Annotated in this window: 19 protein-coding genes; 5 read left to right on the top strand and 14 right to left on the bottom strand. The window is 44.0% G+C overall.

The features are described from left to right. Positions 1 to 53: 53 nt before the first annotated feature. Positions 54 to 746, bottom strand: coding sequence for a heptaprenylglyceryl phosphate synthase (locus NSQ52_RS03510; RefSeq protein ID WP_268431699.1), 693 nt, complete (start codon positions 744 to 746; stop codon positions 54 to 56). Between the two features lie 273 nt (positions 747 to 1,019). Between NSQ52_RS03510 and NSQ52_RS03505 the strand changes: the two genes are divergently transcribed. Further along, positions 1,020 to 1,421 (top strand): DUF2283 domain-containing protein, encoded by a 402-nt coding sequence (locus NSQ52_RS03505; protein WP_234833540.1) that lies wholly within the window; start codon positions 1,020 to 1,022, stop codon positions 1,419 to 1,421. 1 nt (position 1,422) lies between these two features. Here NSQ52_RS03505 and NSQ52_RS03500 read toward each other — a convergent pair whose 3' ends face one another. Then, a complete protein-coding gene (locus tag NSQ52_RS03500) occupies positions 1,423 to 1,653 on the bottom strand; it encodes a hypothetical protein (RefSeq protein WP_017366762.1) in 231 nt (76 codons plus the stop codon). Between the two features lie 139 nt (positions 1,654 to 1,792). Here NSQ52_RS03500 and NSQ52_RS03495 point away from each other — a divergent pair, with 139 nt between their 5' ends. Beyond that, positions 1,793 to 3,373 (top strand): FMN-binding glutamate synthase family protein, encoded by a 1,581-nt coding sequence (locus NSQ52_RS03495; RefSeq protein ID WP_342473924.1) that lies wholly within the window; start codon positions 1,793 to 1,795, stop codon positions 3,371 to 3,373. Between the two features lie 93 nt (positions 3,374 to 3,466). Continuing rightward, positions 3,467 to 3,982 (top strand): DUF3916 domain-containing protein, encoded by a 516-nt coding sequence (locus NSQ52_RS03490; protein WP_045034428.1) that lies wholly within the window; start codon positions 3,467 to 3,469, stop codon positions 3,980 to 3,982. 79 nt (positions 3,983 to 4,061) lie between these two features. On the opposite strand, the gene NSQ52_RS03485 is transcribed toward NSQ52_RS03490, so the two are convergent. Beyond that, positions 4,062 to 4,376 carry a YerC/YecD family TrpR-related protein gene (locus NSQ52_RS03485; protein WP_007496879.1) on the bottom strand — a complete coding sequence of 105 codons (315 nt, stop codon included), beginning with the start codon at positions 4,374 to 4,376 and terminating at the stop codon, positions 4,062 to 4,064. A 531-nt stretch (positions 4,377 to 4,907) separates the two neighbouring features. Continuing rightward, positions 4,908 to 6,650 (bottom strand): adenine deaminase C-terminal domain-containing protein, encoded by a 1,743-nt coding sequence (locus tag NSQ52_RS03480; RefSeq protein WP_041506659.1) that lies wholly within the window; start codon positions 6,648 to 6,650, stop codon positions 4,908 to 4,910. A gap of 125 nt (positions 6,651 to 6,775) precedes the next feature. Here NSQ52_RS03480 and NSQ52_RS03475 point away from each other — a divergent pair, with 125 nt between their 5' ends. Then, complete coding sequence (locus NSQ52_RS03475; RefSeq protein ID WP_008344274.1) at positions 6,776 to 6,997, top strand: DUF2892 domain-containing protein; 222 nt, start codon at positions 6,776 to 6,778, stop codon at positions 6,995 to 6,997. 25 nt (positions 6,998 to 7,022) lie between these two features. On the opposite strand, the gene NSQ52_RS03470 is transcribed toward NSQ52_RS03475, so the two are convergent. From NSQ52_RS03470 to NSQ52_RS03455, 4 genes are read right to left on the bottom strand one after another with little or no spacing between them, the layout of a single operon-like run. Then, a complete protein-coding gene (locus tag NSQ52_RS03470; RefSeq protein WP_342473923.1) occupies positions 7,023 to 8,288 on the bottom strand; it encodes a peptidase in 1,266 nt (421 codons plus the stop codon). 14 nt (positions 8,289 to 8,302) lie between these two features. Then, a complete protein-coding gene (locus NSQ52_RS03465) occupies positions 8,303 to 8,968 on the bottom strand; it encodes a 3-oxoacid CoA-transferase subunit B (protein WP_268418063.1) in 666 nt (221 codons plus the stop codon). After that, positions 8,944 to 9,630: a CoA transferase subunit A gene (locus NSQ52_RS03460; RefSeq protein ID WP_039168513.1), complete on the bottom strand. Its 687-nt coding sequence runs from the start codon at positions 9,628 to 9,630 to the stop codon at positions 8,944 to 8,946. The genes NSQ52_RS03465 and NSQ52_RS03460 overlap by 25 nt, the downstream gene beginning before the upstream one ends. 12 nt (positions 9,631 to 9,642) lie before the next feature. Continuing rightward, positions 9,643 to 11,007 carry an aspartate aminotransferase family protein gene (locus NSQ52_RS03455; RefSeq protein WP_282900914.1) on the bottom strand — a complete coding sequence of 455 codons (1,365 nt, stop codon included), beginning with the start codon at positions 11,005 to 11,007 and terminating at the stop codon, positions 9,643 to 9,645. 191 nt (positions 11,008 to 11,198) lie between these two features. Here NSQ52_RS03455 and NSQ52_RS03450 point away from each other — a divergent pair, with 191 nt between their 5' ends. Beyond that, positions 11,199 to 12,857 (top strand): PucR family transcriptional regulator, encoded by a 1,659-nt coding sequence (locus NSQ52_RS03450; RefSeq protein ID WP_046526923.1) that lies wholly within the window; start codon positions 11,199 to 11,201, stop codon positions 12,855 to 12,857. On the opposite strand, the gene ablB is transcribed toward NSQ52_RS03450, so the two are convergent. The 6 genes from ablB to purM all read right to left on the bottom strand — a co-directional run bounded on the left by ablB (position 12,852) and on the right by purM (position 18,480). Then, entirely contained in the window at positions 12,852 to 13,697 is an 846-nt protein-coding gene (gene ablB, locus NSQ52_RS03445) for a putative beta-lysine N-acetyltransferase (RefSeq protein ID WP_268439395.1), read from the bottom strand. The two genes, NSQ52_RS03450 and ablB, sit on opposite strands and share 6 nt — an antisense overlap. A 15-nt stretch (positions 13,698 to 13,712) precedes the next feature. Further along, on the bottom strand, positions 13,713 to 13,907 hold the full coding sequence (locus tag NSQ52_RS03440; protein WP_008344285.1) for a hypothetical protein: 195 nt from the start codon (positions 13,905 to 13,907) through the stop codon (positions 13,713 to 13,715). Positions 13,908 to 14,032: 125 nt separating this feature from the next. Then, positions 14,033 to 15,307, bottom strand: a complete 1,275-nt coding sequence (purD, locus tag NSQ52_RS03435) for a phosphoribosylamine--glycine ligase (protein ID WP_024719399.1) — start codon at positions 15,305 to 15,307, stop codon at positions 14,033 to 14,035. Between the two features lie 12 nt (positions 15,308 to 15,319). Further along, entirely contained in the window at positions 15,320 to 16,858 is a 1,539-nt protein-coding gene (purH, locus tag NSQ52_RS03430) for a bifunctional phosphoribosylaminoimidazolecarboxamide formyltransferase/IMP cyclohydrolase (protein WP_008344287.1), read from the bottom strand. Positions 16,859 to 16,873: 15 nt separating this feature from the next. Next, positions 16,874 to 17,443: a phosphoribosylglycinamide formyltransferase gene (gene purN, locus NSQ52_RS03425; protein WP_008344288.1), complete on the bottom strand. Its 570-nt coding sequence runs from the start codon at positions 17,441 to 17,443 to the stop codon at positions 16,874 to 16,876. After that, a complete protein-coding gene (purM, locus tag NSQ52_RS03420) occupies positions 17,440 to 18,480 on the bottom strand; it encodes a phosphoribosylformylglycinamidine cyclo-ligase (RefSeq protein WP_045034422.1) in 1,041 nt (346 codons plus the stop codon). The genes purN and purM overlap by 4 nt, the downstream gene beginning before the upstream one ends. Positions 18,481 to 18,540: the final 60 nt, after the last annotated feature.

Raw genomic sequence — 18,540 nt, 5'->3', positions numbered from 1 at the left:
TTCACCGCCAATTCGAACTTATGTTCTATTTTAACCCGTTTCGTCTTGTTTGACTATGATGACTTTTTCACTGCGTCGACTGTCTTTAACGCTTCTTTAAAATTGTCATAAATAACGTTTCCCACTACGACAACGTCTGCATGCTGTGCAAAGTCTTTCGCCTGCTCTTTGCTTCCAATACCGCCGCCATAAAATAGAACCGTTTCATGTAGCACTGCTTTGGTTTCTTTCACAAGCTCTATGTCTCCAAGCGTCCCGCTGTATTCTAAGTAAAAGATGGGCAGTTTCATCAAGTGCTCTGCCACTCTCGCATATGCCCTTACGTCATCTATATCCAGTGACGTATTTGCCTCTGTCAGCTTAGCCGCTTTACACTCTTCGTTTAAGATGACATATCCTTCCGGCACAATCTCTTCCATTGACATCAAATCACCGTATTCCTTCATCGCATCCTTATGCAGACCAACAATCCAATCAGGATGAGCGCTGTTTAACACAGTGGGGATAAAATACAGGTCAAAGCCAGGCACAATCATCTCATGTGTCGAGATTTCCAGGACACATGGCACAAGAAAGCGGCGCACCTTTGACATCAGTTGCAGCACGTTGTCTTCTGTCACGTTGTCACTGCCGCCAATCAAAATGGCATCCGTACCGGATTCACAAATCGCTTCAAGTTGTTCATCGGAAATCTCTTTATTTGGATCGAGTTTAAAGACATGCTTCCACTCGGTAACATCATACATGAAAAACGTTCCTCCATTCGTTTCATTCCATTTAAATATTATAACAAAATCAGACACCGCAAAAAATGGGTAACCTCCTTCAGCTAAAAGTTTCATTCTTTTGAAAATAGTCGATTTTCACTTTAGGCGAGGTGAATGGAGACTATATGAAAAGCTCCACTTCAAGAGGAGCTGAAGGAGATCAATAGATGCGTGCTGAACTGAAATGAGAGCTACTTCATCTCATCACATGATATTATACATGAAAGGAACATTTTACTATCGACCAAGCAGGTGAATGATTTGAAAAGAACCATCACATATGATCAAACGATCGACATCGGATACATCTATCTCATCCCGCCTCGAATCGGGACAATCAAAGAAACCATTGAATTAGACGTGAATGAATGTGTGAACGTAGACATCGACAAAGAGGGCCGAGTGGCTGGGCTGGAGTTATTTGCAGAAGAAGCCAAGGTGTTGAAGCACACACCCGTTTATGAGGACGAGCTTTCGTTACGTTTTACGGATCAGGAAGTTCTCTCAACCTATCATTTATCGGGCATTGAATTTCTTTTCTCGACGCCTGATCACGAAGGGTTGATCGGTTTTACGATTGTCGATCCTCTTCGATATCACATCAAAAAAAAGACAAGAAAAAACCGTTTTGAATGGTCAAAACGGTTTTTCTAAACTATTGTCTCACTTCATTAAAATAATGAACAGATGTCATGGCCCCTTCATCGACCATCTTATTGTCTTGAATATCTAACGGATCAGGGTGACCAGCTTTTTCAGGAACCTTTTCATCTGATCGGAACATGCTTGCCCATTTTTTGAGATGCTGTTTATTTTTCACTGCTAATAACACTGCACCACCAACCCCTAATCCTGCAAGTACATACGCATTCGGACGCTTATTCATGTATGTTCCCTCCCCTTATGATCTTATTTGTAAGTTACCCCGCCTTTTCATTTCTAAACGTCACAATCTGTTGAAGTGGTTTCTCTTTCAATGATAAGTGGAATAACAACAGTAATGATAGAGAAAAGAGGGGATTTTCGTGACAACAACTTTTATTGTCATTGGCGCATTATTAGTGATTTTTTTCATCATACCAATCATTTTATTCATCTGGATTTGGATGCGAGATGAAAAACAGGAAGAGCATTCTGTCCTACGAAATTATCCGGTCATTGGAAAGCTACGGTTTATTTTTGAAAAAATAGGACCTGAGCTTCGTCAATATCTGTTTCTAAATGATCGAGAGGAGCTTCCTTTCTCAAGAAGAGAATACGAGCAAGCTGTCATGTCTGGGAAGTACAAAAGCCGGACAATGGGCTTTGGATCAAAACGTGATTTTGACAAGCCTGGTTACTATATTCGCAACGTCCTATTTCCAAAGCAGCGAGATGAGTTACGCATCGATCAATCTGAAAAAATCCAAACAAAAGTGTATCAGATCGATCAAGACAATTTACTGAGAAGAAGTGAACACACGAAAGAAGTCGAAGCAAAACCTTACTATCTCCATCAAGAAGATGTACAAATCATTGGTGAACATACATGCCAAAAACCCTTCCACGTCAAAGGATTGATCGGTCAATCAGCCATGAGCTACGGCTCCTTAGGCGACCGGGCGATTACGGCTCTATCCTCCGGGTTAAAAATGGCTGACGGCACATGGATGAACACAGGTGAAGGCGGGCTTTCGCCTTACCATCTCAAAGGGGGCGCCGATATCATTTGCCAGATTGGGCCTGGTTTATTTGGGGTTCGAACAGAGGATGGCGCATTTTCATTTGAAGAGTTTAAGAAAAAAAGTGAGCATGATGAAGTAAAAGCCTTTGAACTCAAGCTGGCACAAGGGGCGAAAACACGCGGCGGACACATTGATGGTGAAAAAGTCACAGAAGAAATTGCCCAAATCCGTAAACTGCCGCCACACCAATCCATTGACAGTCCGAACCGGTTCGAGATGTTTCACTCCATTCCTGACATGCTTGATTTTATTGAACAACTGCGAAACATCGGCGGAAAACCAGTTGGAATCAAGCTAGTTGTAGGACATAAAGAAGATATCGAGGAGCTTGCTCTCTATATGAAAAAAAGCGGAAAGCATCCTGATTTCATTACAGTAGATGGCGGAGAAGGTGGCACAGGTGCTTCCTTTCATGAACTGGCTGATTCCGCAGGCCTACCCATTTTCACCGCACTGCCGATGGTCCATCAAATTTTGAAGAAATATGGGGTTCGAGATCAACTCAAGCTGTTTGCGTCTGGTAAACTTCTCTCCCCTGATAAAATCGCAATTGCCCTTTCCATGGGAGCGGATTTTGTGAATATCGCACGGGGCTTGATGTTCTCGGTTGGCTGTATTCGTGCGCAAGTATGCCACACGAATAAATGCCCTGTTGGGGTTGCCACCACAGATCCAAAGCTGCAAAAAGGTTTATCCATTGAAGAAAAGAAATACCGAGTCTGCAATTATATCCTGTCCCTTAGAGAAGGTTTGTTTAATTTATGCGCAGCAGCTGGAATCGAATCACCTATTCATTTTAACGAAAAACATATTATTTTTAGACAAGAAAACGGCCAGACAAGTGAAGTCCCTATGTTCTCAGGCACAGAGCAGTCTGTCTAGCTTAAAAAGGTGCGCTTCCACACCTTTTTTCGTTGACATTCTTGCTCAATCACGTATAAAGAACTTAATAGATCTTTGATAAGGAGAAAGAGTATGCGTGAAAAAAAGGTCCGCGGTATGAAACGAAAGACTCAACAGATCATAAAAGAAATGAACGCAAATACGCAGTCGTTTCCGGAGAATGTTTCTGACTACTGGCACCTGCCTCTACCAGCGGCTTATGATTTTATGACTTCCAACAGAACACCGAAAAAGATCAAACGTCTATGCATTCAAACTCTATTGAATAGAGCTGAGCATCTCATTGATTTGAAACCAAACGACGGGGACATATATCGTGTCGTGGTCGCAGTCGATCTGCCTGGATTATGGCATTCACAAATCATTGTGTTTAAAGGGGATTCTTATGTGAAAGATTTCTTCAACAGACAAGATGAGTATCAGACATGGCTTCCCCTTTCTGATCAGAGAAATATTCAAAAAGAATGGGATTTATCTGTTGCGCAAAATATGCGAACCATCGGTTTTAAGGAAGTGATCACTGATGACGATGAAGTGTCCTATGAAGGTGAACGATGGTTTATGGGAGAACTTGATGATATCAAATAGAGCCATTTCAACTGAAATGGCTCTATTTGTTCAACTTCAAAACGACAAATCATAAAGAATGTCTGCAGTGAAAGCTGCTTTATTTTGTTTCGTCCGTTGCTTGTTGCTCTGCTACACGGTCAAGTGCCATCGTATAGGCATCATTTCCGTAGTTCAAGCAGCGTTTGACTCGTGAGATGGTTGCAGTGCTTGCACCTGTCTCCGTCTCAATTTTATGATACGTATTTCCCTCGCGAAGCATACGCGCTACTTCAAGACGCTGTGATAAAGATTGGATTTCATTGATGGTGCACAAATCATCAAAAAATCGATAACATTCTTCCAGGTCTTTAAGGGATAAGATGGAGTTGAATAGCTGATCTAAGCTTTTGCCCCTTAATTTATCAATTTGCATCTTTATACATCTTCTCCTTTACTATTGGCACACCGCTCCGCACTGACTTTTCCGAGAAAGCGGTATCTTTCCTGACTCATTTTTTTCAACCTCAGCAATGAGCTTTGAACGAATCATGACAGGTTTGGTTCTACGCTGAAAATGCCATCAGGTTCTTTCGTAAGCCGAAGCTTCTTTATCGTAAACAAATTCGACAAGTTTTGTCATATTCCTTGTGCGACAATCTGACAAACTTGTTTGTCTCCGATATCTAGAACACTTCTGCTCTGTTAAGTCTTTCCCTAAAAAACAGTATGTGGAGAAAGCTTGGCGAGACGACAAACCTGCGCCCCGCCTTGCTTAATTATTCAAAATATGTTGGTCGGCCAGCGTAACCGACAGATTCATTTTACAATTGGGCACTTCATTCGTCATGTCAAAGCCCTATGCTTTGTCACCATATCTAGCAGCGAAGAGATCTTTTGCTTACTCCTGCCCTATAACAGCGGTCAGAAATCTAGCAAATATGATACAGCTCCACTCTGTTATATTTTAACGCATTATAGACGGAAAGAGTACAGTTTTTTTCATGACATCAAATATTCCTCTTGGTGTCACTCGAATATACGGCAAGTGTGTGCTTTGGAAAAAGACAAGTGTATCAATCGGGCAGTCAAATGGATACCCTCGCTCAATGAGTAGCTCGCGTAACGTTTGCTCCTGCTGAAGAACCGTTTCAAACGGTTCAGCTGATGCACAGCCTGATAATTGCAGCGGGATTTCATGCAAAATCTTTCCGTTTTCTGTGAGCACAATTCCACCGCCAATTTCTTTCATTCGCTTATGAGCAAGCATCATATCATCTTTATTTTTCCCAATCACTAAAATGTCACCAGTGGTTGAAAATGAGCTGACAAACCCTTGCACCTTGTTTGCAAATCCTTTTAACATTGTGTTCACGCGCCACTCGCCTTTTCGATCAATCAGGCTGAAGAAGCTTTGATCATGGTCACAGGACAGCTGATTGACAGAGTTATCAATCTCCACTGTATAAGGCTCCATGATGACAGAATTTCGCATTTTGACACCAAGAGGCATTGAGAATTGCAAGTCACTCATTGTCAGGTCATAGCTTAAATCTAATGGTTCAAGCCCACCATTTTCCCATTTTGTCTCTTGGAATTGATGCTGGTTCTCCCCCTCTAATTTCAGGATTACCCCTTTAGAAATCACCGTTTCTGGATTTGGATTCATCGGATCATCTAAAATATTCAAAGAAGCCAATCGGCCAGGACCGACCACGCCTAATAAGTCATCAATTTGATAGTATTTCGCAATGTTAAAAGTCGCCATATTGTACGCATCAATAGTAGGCACGCCTTCTTCAAGGGCAATGGAAATGAGACGATTGATCATGCCTTCTTCATAAAAGTGAGGCGCTGATCCATCTGTTGTATAGAAAAAGTGATCGTAGTGCCTAAAGTCACGCTCATGCAATTCCCTTAAAATGTTCACTAAATCTGGGCGGATGGAAGAATGACGCAAGGACACATGATAACCTAGAGACAAGCGTTTGAGCACATCATCTGCATTCATTGCTTCATGATCACTGTCCGCTCCAAACAGCTTCATTTTTGTTAGCGTTTTCTCAGAAGCCCCAGGGAAATGCCCTTCAATTCGTTTTCTCTGCTTCTTCGTTTCTTGCATGCAATATAAAATGAGATCATCACCGTCCATTAATCTTGGCCAGCTCGTTAATTCGCCGCCTTGAAGGACGTCGGGATGATCAATCCATTCTTTCCGATAGTTAATAGGAAGCATCTCATCTTCATACCTGACCTCGGTTTGAAGATCGTATCTAGACCACCAGAAATACTGAAATGGCTGCTTTTTTAATTCACACAGAGTGGAAAGCGCTTTCTTTTCATTGCTTTGCAAAAGAAGAAATAAGTTATCGCTGACCATCGTTGTTGTGCCAAATTGAGACACATATTCTGCAAGTGATTGGGGATTATAAATATGGAACGGATGCGCGTGAGGTTCAATATACCCCGGCACAATGTATTTACCTTCACAATCAATCACACGTTTAGCTGATTTATTTTGAGGAAGCTCTGCTCCGACATAAACAATTCGATCATCATGTATCCAAATATTTGCCTTCACCCATTGCTTCAAAAACGGGTTTAGCACGAGTCCATTCGTTAAAAGGAGTGTTGGAACTATTTTTGAGTCGACTACATCGATTTGTGTGCGGATGTCATTGTTTCTCCAATTAAAAGTACGTTCGGACATTCACATACTCTCCTTCATTTGTATTAGCCCTATCGTAACATAACGAACCACGTTACGCATTAATGAAACGTTACAATTTCTTGAAATCACACTTAAAATAATTTAAAAAAGGAGAATCACTTGCAATGAAACCTAATCTTGGCTTAATGGAAGCGCTCATGAGAATTGCCTGCGGAATGACGATATGTACTGTAGCTGGATCCTTATATGCTCGAAAACCATGGAGTAAAATGCTGCTTTTTGGCATCATGCTCGGCGGATTAAAATTGGGCTCTGGTATTCTTCGTTTTTGTCCAGTGACCTATATGTGTGAACAGCAGAATACACATAAAGAGAAGGCTGAGTAGACAGCCTTCTTTTTTTGTGTGTGAATCATTCCGCTGCTTCGCACCATTTGACCAACGTACCAGCAATGATTTCTGCTGCTTCAATCACATGTTTCATCTCAATGGATTCATTCGGGAAATGGGCAAGCTCTGTCGTTCCAGGTCCAAACACAATGATTGGGATATCCGCTGCTTGTGACAGTAATCCGCCGTCTGTCCCCCAAGGGGCGGCTTCCACTTTTGGCGGGTGCTGCATGACCTCTTCATATTGTTCCTTCAATAGACCTAAAAGCGGGTGATCAGAGTCGATTGACCCTGGAAGCCACCTAGCACCAAACCACTCCACTTCCACAGGATGTTCTTGAAACCAACCATCCTTTTCAGCGAGTCCAGTCATCCAATTTTCTAATTCCTTCTCTGCCTGCTCAACTGTCTCACCTGGCATCACACCAAGCCTGCCTTCCATTGTGACAAGATCTGCGACAGAGGACGGCCAATCACCGCCTTGAATTTTCCCAATGTTGATTGGAATTGGAATCGGGATATGCTGAAACAGCGGCTCCGTCACTCGCTGATTTCTTTCTTTTTCTAGTGCCGCTATATGAGAAAGGACCACCGTGCTCTTTTCAATAGCAGAAACACCGTGATACCTTGTTCCGCCATGAGCTGCCCTTCCTTTAATATGCAGCCTGAACCACTTTGATCCTTGCTGAAGCGGAAAAATGTTCATATGACTTGGCTCTGGAATGATGGCAGCATCCGCTGTGTACCCTTTCAATATCGCTGCAAGTGTGCCTGCTCCGCCGCTTTCCTCTTCGACGACACTATGAAACACCACATCTCCTTTCAGGGGAATCTGAAGCGCATGCAGTGCCTCAAGCGCAAAGAGTAAAGAAACGTTTCCACCTTTCATATCTGTTGCCCCGCGTCCATAAAGTCTCCCGTTTATGATATGCCCGCTGTAAGGCGGATATGTCCATTGATTCGTATCTCCTGCCGGAACCACATCTACGTGCCCGTTTAATAAAATCGATTTGCCGCCACCTTTCCCTTTCAATCGCCCAGCAACGTTGGGACTCCCTTGAAAAGATCGGCGCGGGGAATAAAAATAAGGATGCTCTAGTAATTCATCGTCGCCAATTTCCCAAACGTCTACATCAAAGCCAATGGCGGACAGTTTATTGGCCACGATCTGCTGCACATCTTCTTCATTTCCTTGGGTGCTGTCACATTGCACCATTTGCTGAAGAAGCGTAATGGCTTCATCCTGATGCTCTTTCATCCAGTTTCTAATACGTGTCATTGGCTGCAAGTCGTTCATCCTTTCTACACAACAGATTTGACATCAGGCGCTAAAATTAATGGCGCTTCAGTCGCCCTTATGACATCTTCCGGCTGAAATGGCGGCATGACTTCACGTAAAATGAGCAGCTGAGACTTGACCTCAATGACCGCCATATCCGTAATAATCAAATCGACACACGCTTTAGCGGTTAACGGCAATGTACAAGCCGATTTCACTTTAGATCGACCGTGTTTATCAAGATGGCTCATCACCACGACCACTTTTTTCGCTTTTTGCGCCAGCTCAATCGCTCCGCCCATACCCGGTACTCTTTTCCCCGGTACAATCCAATTGGCAAGATCCCCTTGGCTGCTTACTTCAAGTGCACCCAAAATCGTCATATCCAGCATGCCTTTTCGGATGATGCCAAAAGCAGTCGTACTGTCCATGTACGAGCCGCCCTTTGTCAACGTAATGGGAAAACCACCGGCATTGCACAAATTCGGATCTTCTCCCCCTTGCAAAGGCGAGGCTCCTGCCCCCATAATGCCGTTTTCTGCATGCAGCCACACCTCGTAATGTGATGGAATGTAATCTGCTGCTAGGGTCGGAATGCCGATCCCAAGATTCACAATCATGCCATCTTCAATTTCTTGTGCTGCTCTTTTAGCAATGCGGTGTCTTAAATCGATGTCTCCCATGCCCATGTCCAGTTCACTCCTTTTGATTGCACGATTTGATTCACAAATACGCCTGGCGTCACGATTTCTTCTGGATCGAGCTGCCCCGCTGCCACAATTTCTTCTGCCTCCGCAATGGTCCAGTCTCCTGCCATCGCCACAATCGGGTTTGTATTCCGTGCGCTTTTATCAAAAATCAGGTTTCCCACTTCATCTGCTTTGTAGGCATTGACGATGGCAATATCCGCTGTGAGCGCAGGCTCTAACATATAATTCTTCCCATTCAGTTGAACCAATTGTTTCTCATCGAGATTCAGGCTATCCATCCCAACATCTGTCACAATGCCCGCCAGCCCCATTCCGCCTGCTCTGATTTTTTCTGCAAGAATGCCCTGCGGATAAAAATGAACGTCTAATGTACCAGCCTGCATTTTCTGTCCGGCAATGGGATTTGAGCCGATATGAGAGGCGATGATTTTTTTCACTCTTCCTTCTGTGATGAGCCGGCCCACACCAATTTGCGGGAAACCTGCATCATTTCCGATCAATGTCAGATCTTGAATATTTGCTTCCAAAATGGCATCAATCAACGATGGTGGTGAACCCACGCCGCCAAATCCGCCAAACATGATGGTCATGCCATCTTTTAATCGCGTCATCACTTCATCCAAACCCACAGTTTTGTTCATGTTCGTTCCTCCTTACATAGCAGATGGGAAAAACCCTCGATTGATTACTTCTTGTTCGACTTGTGTGATGGTCTGGCCGAATTTATCAATCAGTTCATCCATTTCCTGCTGTGTGATGGAAAGCGGCGGTGCGATCATAACCGCTGCGCCTCCAACTCCATCCTCTCCAGCGCTTGCTGGATACACCAGCAGTCCATTTTGTTTTGCCGTTTCAACGACGAGATTGGTTATCTGAGCATGTGCAGGAAATGGCGTTTTGGATAAACGATCTGCGACAAATTCAATGCCAATAAGCAATCCCTTCCCTCTTACATCCCCTATGATGGAATGGGCTACTTGCAGATCTTTTAAAGCATTCATCATGTATCGCCCGGAAAGTTCAGCCCGTTCGGGAAGCTGATGCTTTTTCATATATCGAATGACCGCTAATGAAACAGCTGCTGAAAGCGGATTGGCACTATATGTGTGCCCTGCCATGACAGAGCCGGAGCCGCTGATAATCGGTGCCATCACACGATCCGTTGAGACAACTGCTGCGATTGGAGAATAACCTGCGCTCATGCCCTTTCCGAGAACCATGATATCTGGTACCGTGCCCCAATGTTCCATCGCAAACATTTTTCCAGTTCGTCCAAAGCCCGTCATGACTTCATCTGCGATCATTAAAATGTCGTTTTCTTCACAGACACGCTTCATCGCTTCGAAATATCCGTCTGGCGGCAGGAGCGCCGCTCCCGCTGCACCAACAATCGGTTCAGCAATCAATGCGGCGATCCTCTCTTTTCCTATACGCTGGATGACGGTCTTAAATTCCTGGACATACCACTCGACCTGCTTGCTGTCTTCCTTTGGCAGCCATGACCTGTAGCTATAGGGCGGTGACAGCACTGGGTGCTTTTCAAGCAGTGGTTCAAAACGCTCTCTCCTTGCAATATGACCTGACATTGACAGCGCCCCTAATGTAATACCGTGGTAACTCATCCATCTTGAGATGATATGATTTTTTTCCGTCTTCCCCTGCTCCTGCCAATGCTGAATCGCCATTTTCATAGCAGTTTCCGTTGCCTCTGAACCGCTCCCTACAAAAAAAGACCAGTTCAGATCACCTGGGCAAAGTGTACTCAATTCATACGCTAGTTCTTCCGCTGGTTCATTCGTAAATTGTGATCTGTACGTAAAGCTCACCTTTTTCGCTTGCTCCGTCATCGCATCAATAATCTCTTGTATGCCATGTCCAATACTTGCCGTGACTGCCCCTGATGAGCCATCTATATATTTTTTTCCGTCCCGATCATATAAATAAATCCCCTCTCCTCTCACAGCCACAGGATATTGCTGATTTAACATTGGTTTGATTAAGTAATCCCGGGTCTCCACTTTGTCATTCCTCCCTCTCTTGTCAGCAGCTGCACTTTTCTTTTTACATGAATCGCAAGAAAATTTTGTATACTTGGTATAAGATTAGCTTAATCAAGAGGGCAGTCATCCTCCATTCGCCATATGCCCGAATTTCACATGTGTTTTTTATACATGGTGTATAAGAGTGTTCAAAAGGAGGTCATGAGTCTATGGCGATTCTCGTCAAAGATGCACTCTCGCTCGATATGATGAAAGAAACCAAACTGCTTGCTGGAGAAAATGGACTGGATCGTCTTATCCAGTGGGTGACCATTGTGGAAATTATTGAGGACACGTCTAGACTTTCCGAAGGAGAATTACTTGTTACAACTGGGTTTGGACTGACAGAAAATAAAGAAAGACGCATCCGGCTTGAAAAATTGATTCAATCTCATCGTCTTTCAGCCATTGCCATCTATAAAGGCGTGTACTTAACGGAAATTCCCGCATCACTCATTGAAGCCGCCGAAAATAGCGGTATTCCGCTCATCGAGATTCCGCCCCATGTCAATTTTTCAGACATCACAAAAGCCGTTCTAGAACAAATCGTCAGCAGTCAGCTCCATCAGCTCAAATATTCTTCTGCGATTCATCAAAGACTGACCCATTTAAATGTGAGCAATAAAAATGTCACGCAAATTACAGATGAACTGGCACATCTCACAGCAGCAAATATCGTCGTACTGGATGTGTTTTTGCACCAAACAGCAGCTCATCTCGAAACAGACGAAGTGACCTATTCTCCTGCTTTTGGCTTTCTAACAGATGACGAACCGATTGAAACCTCTTCTCTGCTCAAGCAGGCAGAGGAAAAAGGCCGGCTCGTCTATGACACATATGGTGCGTTTGTTCTAGCGGCATGCCCTGTGATTGCAATGGGGGATATTTTCGGGTTCATTGTGGCGTTAAAGAAAAAAGAGACGTGGCACCATCTCGATGCCATCGCCATTGAGCATGCCGGTGCGGTGTATGCGATTGAATGGTTGAAACAAAAAGCCATTCAAGATACAGAAAACCAAATGCAGGGGCATTTATTGGATGATATGCTGCAACAGCAATACACAGAAGAAAGTTATGTCATCGAACAAGCAAGAAAGCTGCAATATGATATGAGTGAGGAACAAGTCGTCATCTACTTTCAATTTCAGCATCAGCACACACAGCTCGATCATCAAATGGTGCAGCGCCTATCCCAATTGCTCACATCCATTTTTGAACGCAGACAAATTCCTTTTTTATTAAAGGCAAGGCTTGATTCCATTTTCGTTCTGACACCCGCAGGAAAAAACACGTATCAAGAAACAAATTGGTATCGTGCATCAGAAGAATGCCGCAGTACTTGGTCTTATTTTTTCCCCGTCCATCCCATTGTGATTGGCATTGGAAGAGCCTACGACCAGATCAGTCTCTTTGCTAAAAGTGCAAAAGAAGCCCAGTATGCAGCAAGGCTTCTTCCTCTTTTGAAAACAGATGACAGCATCATTCATTATCAGAAGCTCGGTCTATATGGGATGCTGCTTGAAATGAACGAAGCCGGAATGAATTTGCATGACTTTTACGTGGAGCTGTTAAGCCCGCTGCTTTATACAAAAAAACAAGGGGCTGACCTCATTCATACACTCGAAGTGTATTTGGCACACAATGAAAATATTCAAAAGTCAGCGGGGGAATTGTTTATTCACCGGCATACGTTAAGCTACCGGTTGAAACAAATTGAAACGAGAACAGGCTGCAGCCTCAAATCCACTGATGATCGGATGAAGCTGCAGCTGAGTATCATGGCGTACCGCCTATCTGGTCTGCTTGATCAGATGAGAACCATTTCATGATTCATTTGGCGTTTTGACCCATAGATTCATATCTTCAATTTTGTCAAAAATATAGCAGTTGTTTTGAAAGCGTCCGGTGTATGTATACCCGAGCTGATAAAATACTTGATTCATTCCATAGGACAGTGCACGGGCGAGAGAATAAAAGACATAAATGTGCATGGATTGAAGCTCTTGTTCGAGGGCTAGAATCAAATGATGCATGAATCCTAGTTTTCTGTATGTGGGAAGGGTTGCACAATCTGTTAATTCTGCATGACCATACGGCACATTGATTTCAGCGGATGCGGCACTTACAAGTTGACCGTCATGTTCAACGGCATAAAAAACCGTCCCTTCCTCCATTACCTTTTGGATGTAATCTGGCTCGTTCATTGGCGTGGGGTACGTTTCAAAGACCGTATCATAGAGCGCTGCCAGCTTGTGCACATCCTCTGGACCAGCTTTCCTCATCACATACTCATCTTGCCACACGCCTTGGTCTTTTTTCATCGGCTTTTCTTGAATAGACGCAACGATTTCATCTTCCTTCAGCCAAAATGGGCTGTTCATTCGATCTTCGGTCAGAAAGAGCGACATGCCGTACGCATCACTTCCGAGGAAATAATGAGAAAACACGCCTTCAAGCCGAAAGCCTTTTGCTAAAAAAAGAGGCATATGCTCGCGCCTTACTTTTACAATAACCTTAGACGCCTTGCAGTCCGCCGCTTCCTGAAGCACGGACTGAATCACATCCTGCACCCTGCCGCTATAGTCATCCAAACGAATTCGCTCATTGAATGGATCCATACAGATCAAAGCAGAAAAACGCTCGTTTGCAAGTTTCTTCAATTGCACCATACACTCATTCCCCTCTTAGCTAATGAAAAACTTCCAAATTAAAAATGAAGAAATAGCAATGCCAGAAAAAATGGATAGGATCATATAACTAATGGCAAAGCCTTTTTTCAATTTATTCTGCTTAATGGCAGTCACCATGATGTTATTTATAGTTATGAGATATAAAACAAGCATGACGTTTGCAAAGATGATAAATGCTTTGATTTCCATGTTGCCTCCCTAAATCTATTCGTGATCAGATCCCATACTACTTCTTCATCATCTGCCCGATCCCTCCTATGAACAGAAGAAGAAAAAAACACCTTTCCATCTCGTCAGATAGAAAGGTGTTTTGATTAAACGTTTTTCCCCGCTGCCTTCAGCGCACGGGCGCCAATGTCACGGCGATAAAATAAACCTGGCTGAATGATTTCTTCAACCGCTTCATACACTCTTGATCTTGCCGCTTCAAATGTGTCGTCAAATGCGGTCACATTTGCTACACGGCCGCCATTTGTGACGAATTGATCGTTTTCCTTTTTTGTTCCTGCGTGGAAGGTGACGACATCAGAGACCGTTGTTTGCAAAGCACCGATTGGCGTGCCTTTTGCATAGTCTTCCGGGTATCCTTCTGATGCAAGAACGACACTGACAGCGGCTGTGTCTTTCCACTGCAAGTCCACATCTTTTCCATCTAGAATGTCTAGGAAGACTTGGACTAGATCTGATTCAAGGCGAGGGAGCACTACTTGCGTTTCAGGGTCGCCAAAGCGTGCATTGAACTCAATGACTTTTGAGCCTTCTGGTGTCAGCATTAAGCCTGCATATAAAATGCCTGTAAACGAACGCTCTTCCTGCACCATCGCGCGAGCTGCTGGTTTGACGACGTCTTCCACCGCTTTTTGTACGACTTCATCAGAAATTTGTGGAACCGGTGAATAAGCGCCCATCCCGCCGGTGTTTGGTCCTTTGTCATCTTCAAATGCCCGTTTATGATCCTGTGCGATCACCATCGGATACACCTTTTCTCCATTGACAAAGGCCATCAGAGAAAACTCTTCACCTGTTAAAAATTCTTCAATGACAACCGATGCACTCGCATCGCCAAACTTTTCATCCTCTAAAAAGTCATGTAGGCAGTTGATTGCCTCTTCAAGCGTCATTGCCACTGTCACGCCTTTTCCTGCGGCAAGCCCATCTGCTTTAATGACAATTGGGGCACCCTTTTCTTCCACATATGCCTTCGCTTCTTCAAACGATGTAAAAGTGGCGTAAGCGGCTGTCGGGATCTCATAATTTTTCATTAAGTCTTTTGCAAATTCTTTTGAGCCTTCAATGACTGCGGCTTTTGCATTCGGTCCAAATACCTTTAGACCTGCTTCTTCAAATGCATCGACGACACCTGCAATTAAAGGAACCTCTGGACCGACAATTGTTAAACCGATGTTATTGTCTTTTGCAAAACGAATTAACGCCTCATGATCGCCCTCGTCAATCGGTACAAGCTTCGCAGCGTCTGTCATTCCATCATTGCCGGGTGCGACAAATACTTGGCTGACAAGTTCGCTTTGATTCACTTTCCATGCGATGGTATGCTCTCTTCCGCCTCTGCCGATAATTAATACGTTCACACTGTCATCCCCTTAATGTTTGAAATGTCTAACGCCAGTGAAGACCATGGCGATGCCGTATTCATCTGCTTTTTGGATTGATTCTTCATCACGAATGGAACCACCTGGCTGGATGATCGCTGTAACGCCTGCCTTTGCAGCAGCTTCCACTGTATCGCCCATTGGGAAGAACGCATCAGATCCTAGTGCGCTTCCTTTCGCTTTTTCACCTGCTTGCTCAATCGCAATGTTAGCCGAGCCAACACGGTTCATTTGACCAGCACCAATACCTGCTGTCATTTGATCCTTCGCTAGAACGATGGCATTTGATTTCACATGCTTGACAACTTTCCAAGCGAGCTTTAAGTCTTTCCATTCGTCTTCAGTCGGCTCTCTTTTCGTTGGGATAGAAATCGTTGCTTCCTCTAAGCCGTATGTGTCGATATCCTGAACGAGCAATCCACCATGAACACTTGTGAGCTGTTTTTCTTTTTTCCCAAGATCTGCTTCTACATCTAATGTTAGTAGACGAAGGTTCTTTTTCGCTGTTAGCACATCAAGTGCTTCTTGGCTAAACGATGGTGCGATGACGATTTCTAAGAAAATCGTATGGAGCACCTCAGCCGTTTGCTTGTCTACTTCACGATTAAGCGCCACAATGCCGCCGAAAATAGATGTTTCATCTGCTTTAAATGCACGATCAAATGCTTCTGCAATCGTTTCTCCTGTCCCAACACCACATGGGTTCATATGCTTTACAGCCACAGCCGCTGGCTCCGTAAATTCACGTACAATTTGAAGAGCTGCATCTGCATCTTTGATGTTGTTGTAGGAAAGTTCTTTTCCATGTAATTGCGTTGCAGTAGCTAAAGAGCCTTTGCTTGGAAGCGCATTTTCATAGAAAGTCGCCGCTTGGTGCGGGTTTTCTCCATAACGAAGAGATTGCTTTTTCTCAAATGTGACTGTGAACTGTTCTGGCTCTGTTTCGCCAACAAAGTTCGTTAAATAATCCGCAATCAGGGCATCGTAAGCAGCTGTATGACGGAATACTTTTGCTGCAAGCTCACGTTTTTTCTCTAGTGATACGCCGCCTTCTTTGATTTGTTGAACGACAGAATCATAATCACGCGGGTCTACAATCACCGTGACGTCCTGATGGTTTTTAGAAGCAGCACGAAGCATACCCGGTCCGCCAATATCAATGTTTTCAATCGCTTCTTCATACGTGACATCGTCTTTGGAAATGGTCTCTTTGAATGGATATAGATTCACAACGACAAGATCAATCGGCTGAATGCCGTGCTTTTCGATCTGTGCCATATGCTCATCGTTTTCTCTCACTGCTAACAGTCCACCGTGAATGTTCGGATGAAGCGTTTTGAGACGTCCGTCCATGATTTCTGGGAAGCCAGTCACTTCAGAAATACCAATGACATCAATGCCGTTCTCTTGAAGAAGTTTGTGTGTACCACCAGTTGAAATCACTTCAACGCCAAGTTCTGTTAGTTCTTTCACAAAAGGTACAAGATTTGTTTTATCGGAAACACTGATTAATGCGCGTTTGATCGTCATGCCTTTGTCACCTCATTAAGATAATTCTAAAAGTGATTTGATCACTTTTGGATATAGTGTATGTTCTAATTCATGCATTCTTTTTTCAATGGATTCAAGGTCTTCCCCTTGTTCAATATGAATGGCTGCTTGATCAATAATCGGGCCGGTATCCATGCCTTCGTCGACATAATGAACCGTGATGCCAGCCACTTTGACTCCTGCTTGATAGGCTTGTCCAATCGCATCGAGTCCAGGAAATGCTGGCAGTAAAGAAGGGTGGATATTCACGATTTTCCCTCTAAATGCATCAAGCAATGTCGGACCGATCAGTCGCATATACCCAGCGAGGAAAATCCATTCCACTTCATGCAGCTTCAGCTGTTCAATGATGGTTTGCTCAAAAGCGGCTTTACTCGGGAAAGCCTTCGGCGTAAAAGAAAAGGACGGAATGCCCTCTTTCTCTGCCCGCTCCAGCACCTTCGCACCCGGTTTATCACAGATCACAATGGCGGCTTTTGCCGGCCACTGTTCTTCTTTTAACGTATCAATAATGGCTTGAAAATTTGTCCCGCTTCCAGAGGCGAAGATCGCAAACTTTTTCATGAGAGGCTTCCACCACCGAAAGTGACGCCTTCTCCTTTTTGAACTCGTCCGATAAGAAAGGCTTTCTCTCCGTCTTGTTCAAGTCCGCTGATCACATCGACGAGATCATCCTCTTTGACGGCTAGGACAAAGCCGATGCCCATATTAAATACATTGAACATCTCTTCTGCTTTCAATTGCCCTTTTTCTTGAATAAAGGAGAAAATAGGCGGGACCGGCCATGAGCCATTATCAATCTCAACACCAAGTCCTTCAGGTAGCATACGTGGTAAGTTCTCGATAAAGCCACCGCCTGTCACATGTGCCATACCGTCAATCTTGCCAGCTTTCACTTGTTTAAGAACAGGCTTGACATAAATCTTCGTCGGTTCCAGCAGCTCTTCTCCAAGCGGTCTTGTAAAAGGTTCATACGTTTGGTGAAGGTCTAGACCTGCGTCTTCCAGCAATACTTTTCGTACAAGAGAATAGCCATTGCTATGAATTCCGCTAGAGCTGAGTCCAATCAGCAAATGACCTTCCTTGATGTTCTCTCCTGTGACGATTTCATCCTTTTCAACGACACCTACAGAAAATCCAGCAATATCATATTCTTCTTCTGTGTAAAGACCCGGCATTTCTGCTGTCTCTCCGCCGACAAGCGCTGAACCAGACTGCTCGCATCCGTCAGCTACACCTTTGACGATGGATTCAATTTTCAAAGGATCTGCTTTTCCAACTGCTAAGTAATCTAAGAAAAAGAGCGGCTCTGCCCCTTGTGCAAGTACATCGTTCACACACATAGCAACAGCATCTACACCGATCGTATCGTGTTGATCCATTAAAAATGCCAGCTTTAATTTCGTACCAACACCATCTGTTCCTGAGACAAGAACGGGCTTTTTGTATGGCAGTTCAGATAAATCAAACATACCGCCAAATCCGCCTAGAGCCCCCATGACACCTGCTCTTTTTGTACGTTCTACGTGTGTTTTCATTCGTTTAACGGCTTCGTATCCTGCTTCGATGTCGACACCGGCGTTTTTATATGCTTCTGACATCCCATTCACTCCTTTTATCTGCTTGTCTTTCATGTATTTTCGGCAGAATGAAAGAGCAGC

The organism is Bacillus sp. FSL W8-1141 (assembly GCF_038593205.1).
Taxonomy (GTDB): Bacteria; Bacillota; Bacilli; order Bacillales; family Bacillaceae; genus Bacillus; species Bacillus altitudinis.
Note: the sequence above shows the minus strand (reverse complement) of the source record. Positions and strands in the feature narration are given on the sequence as shown.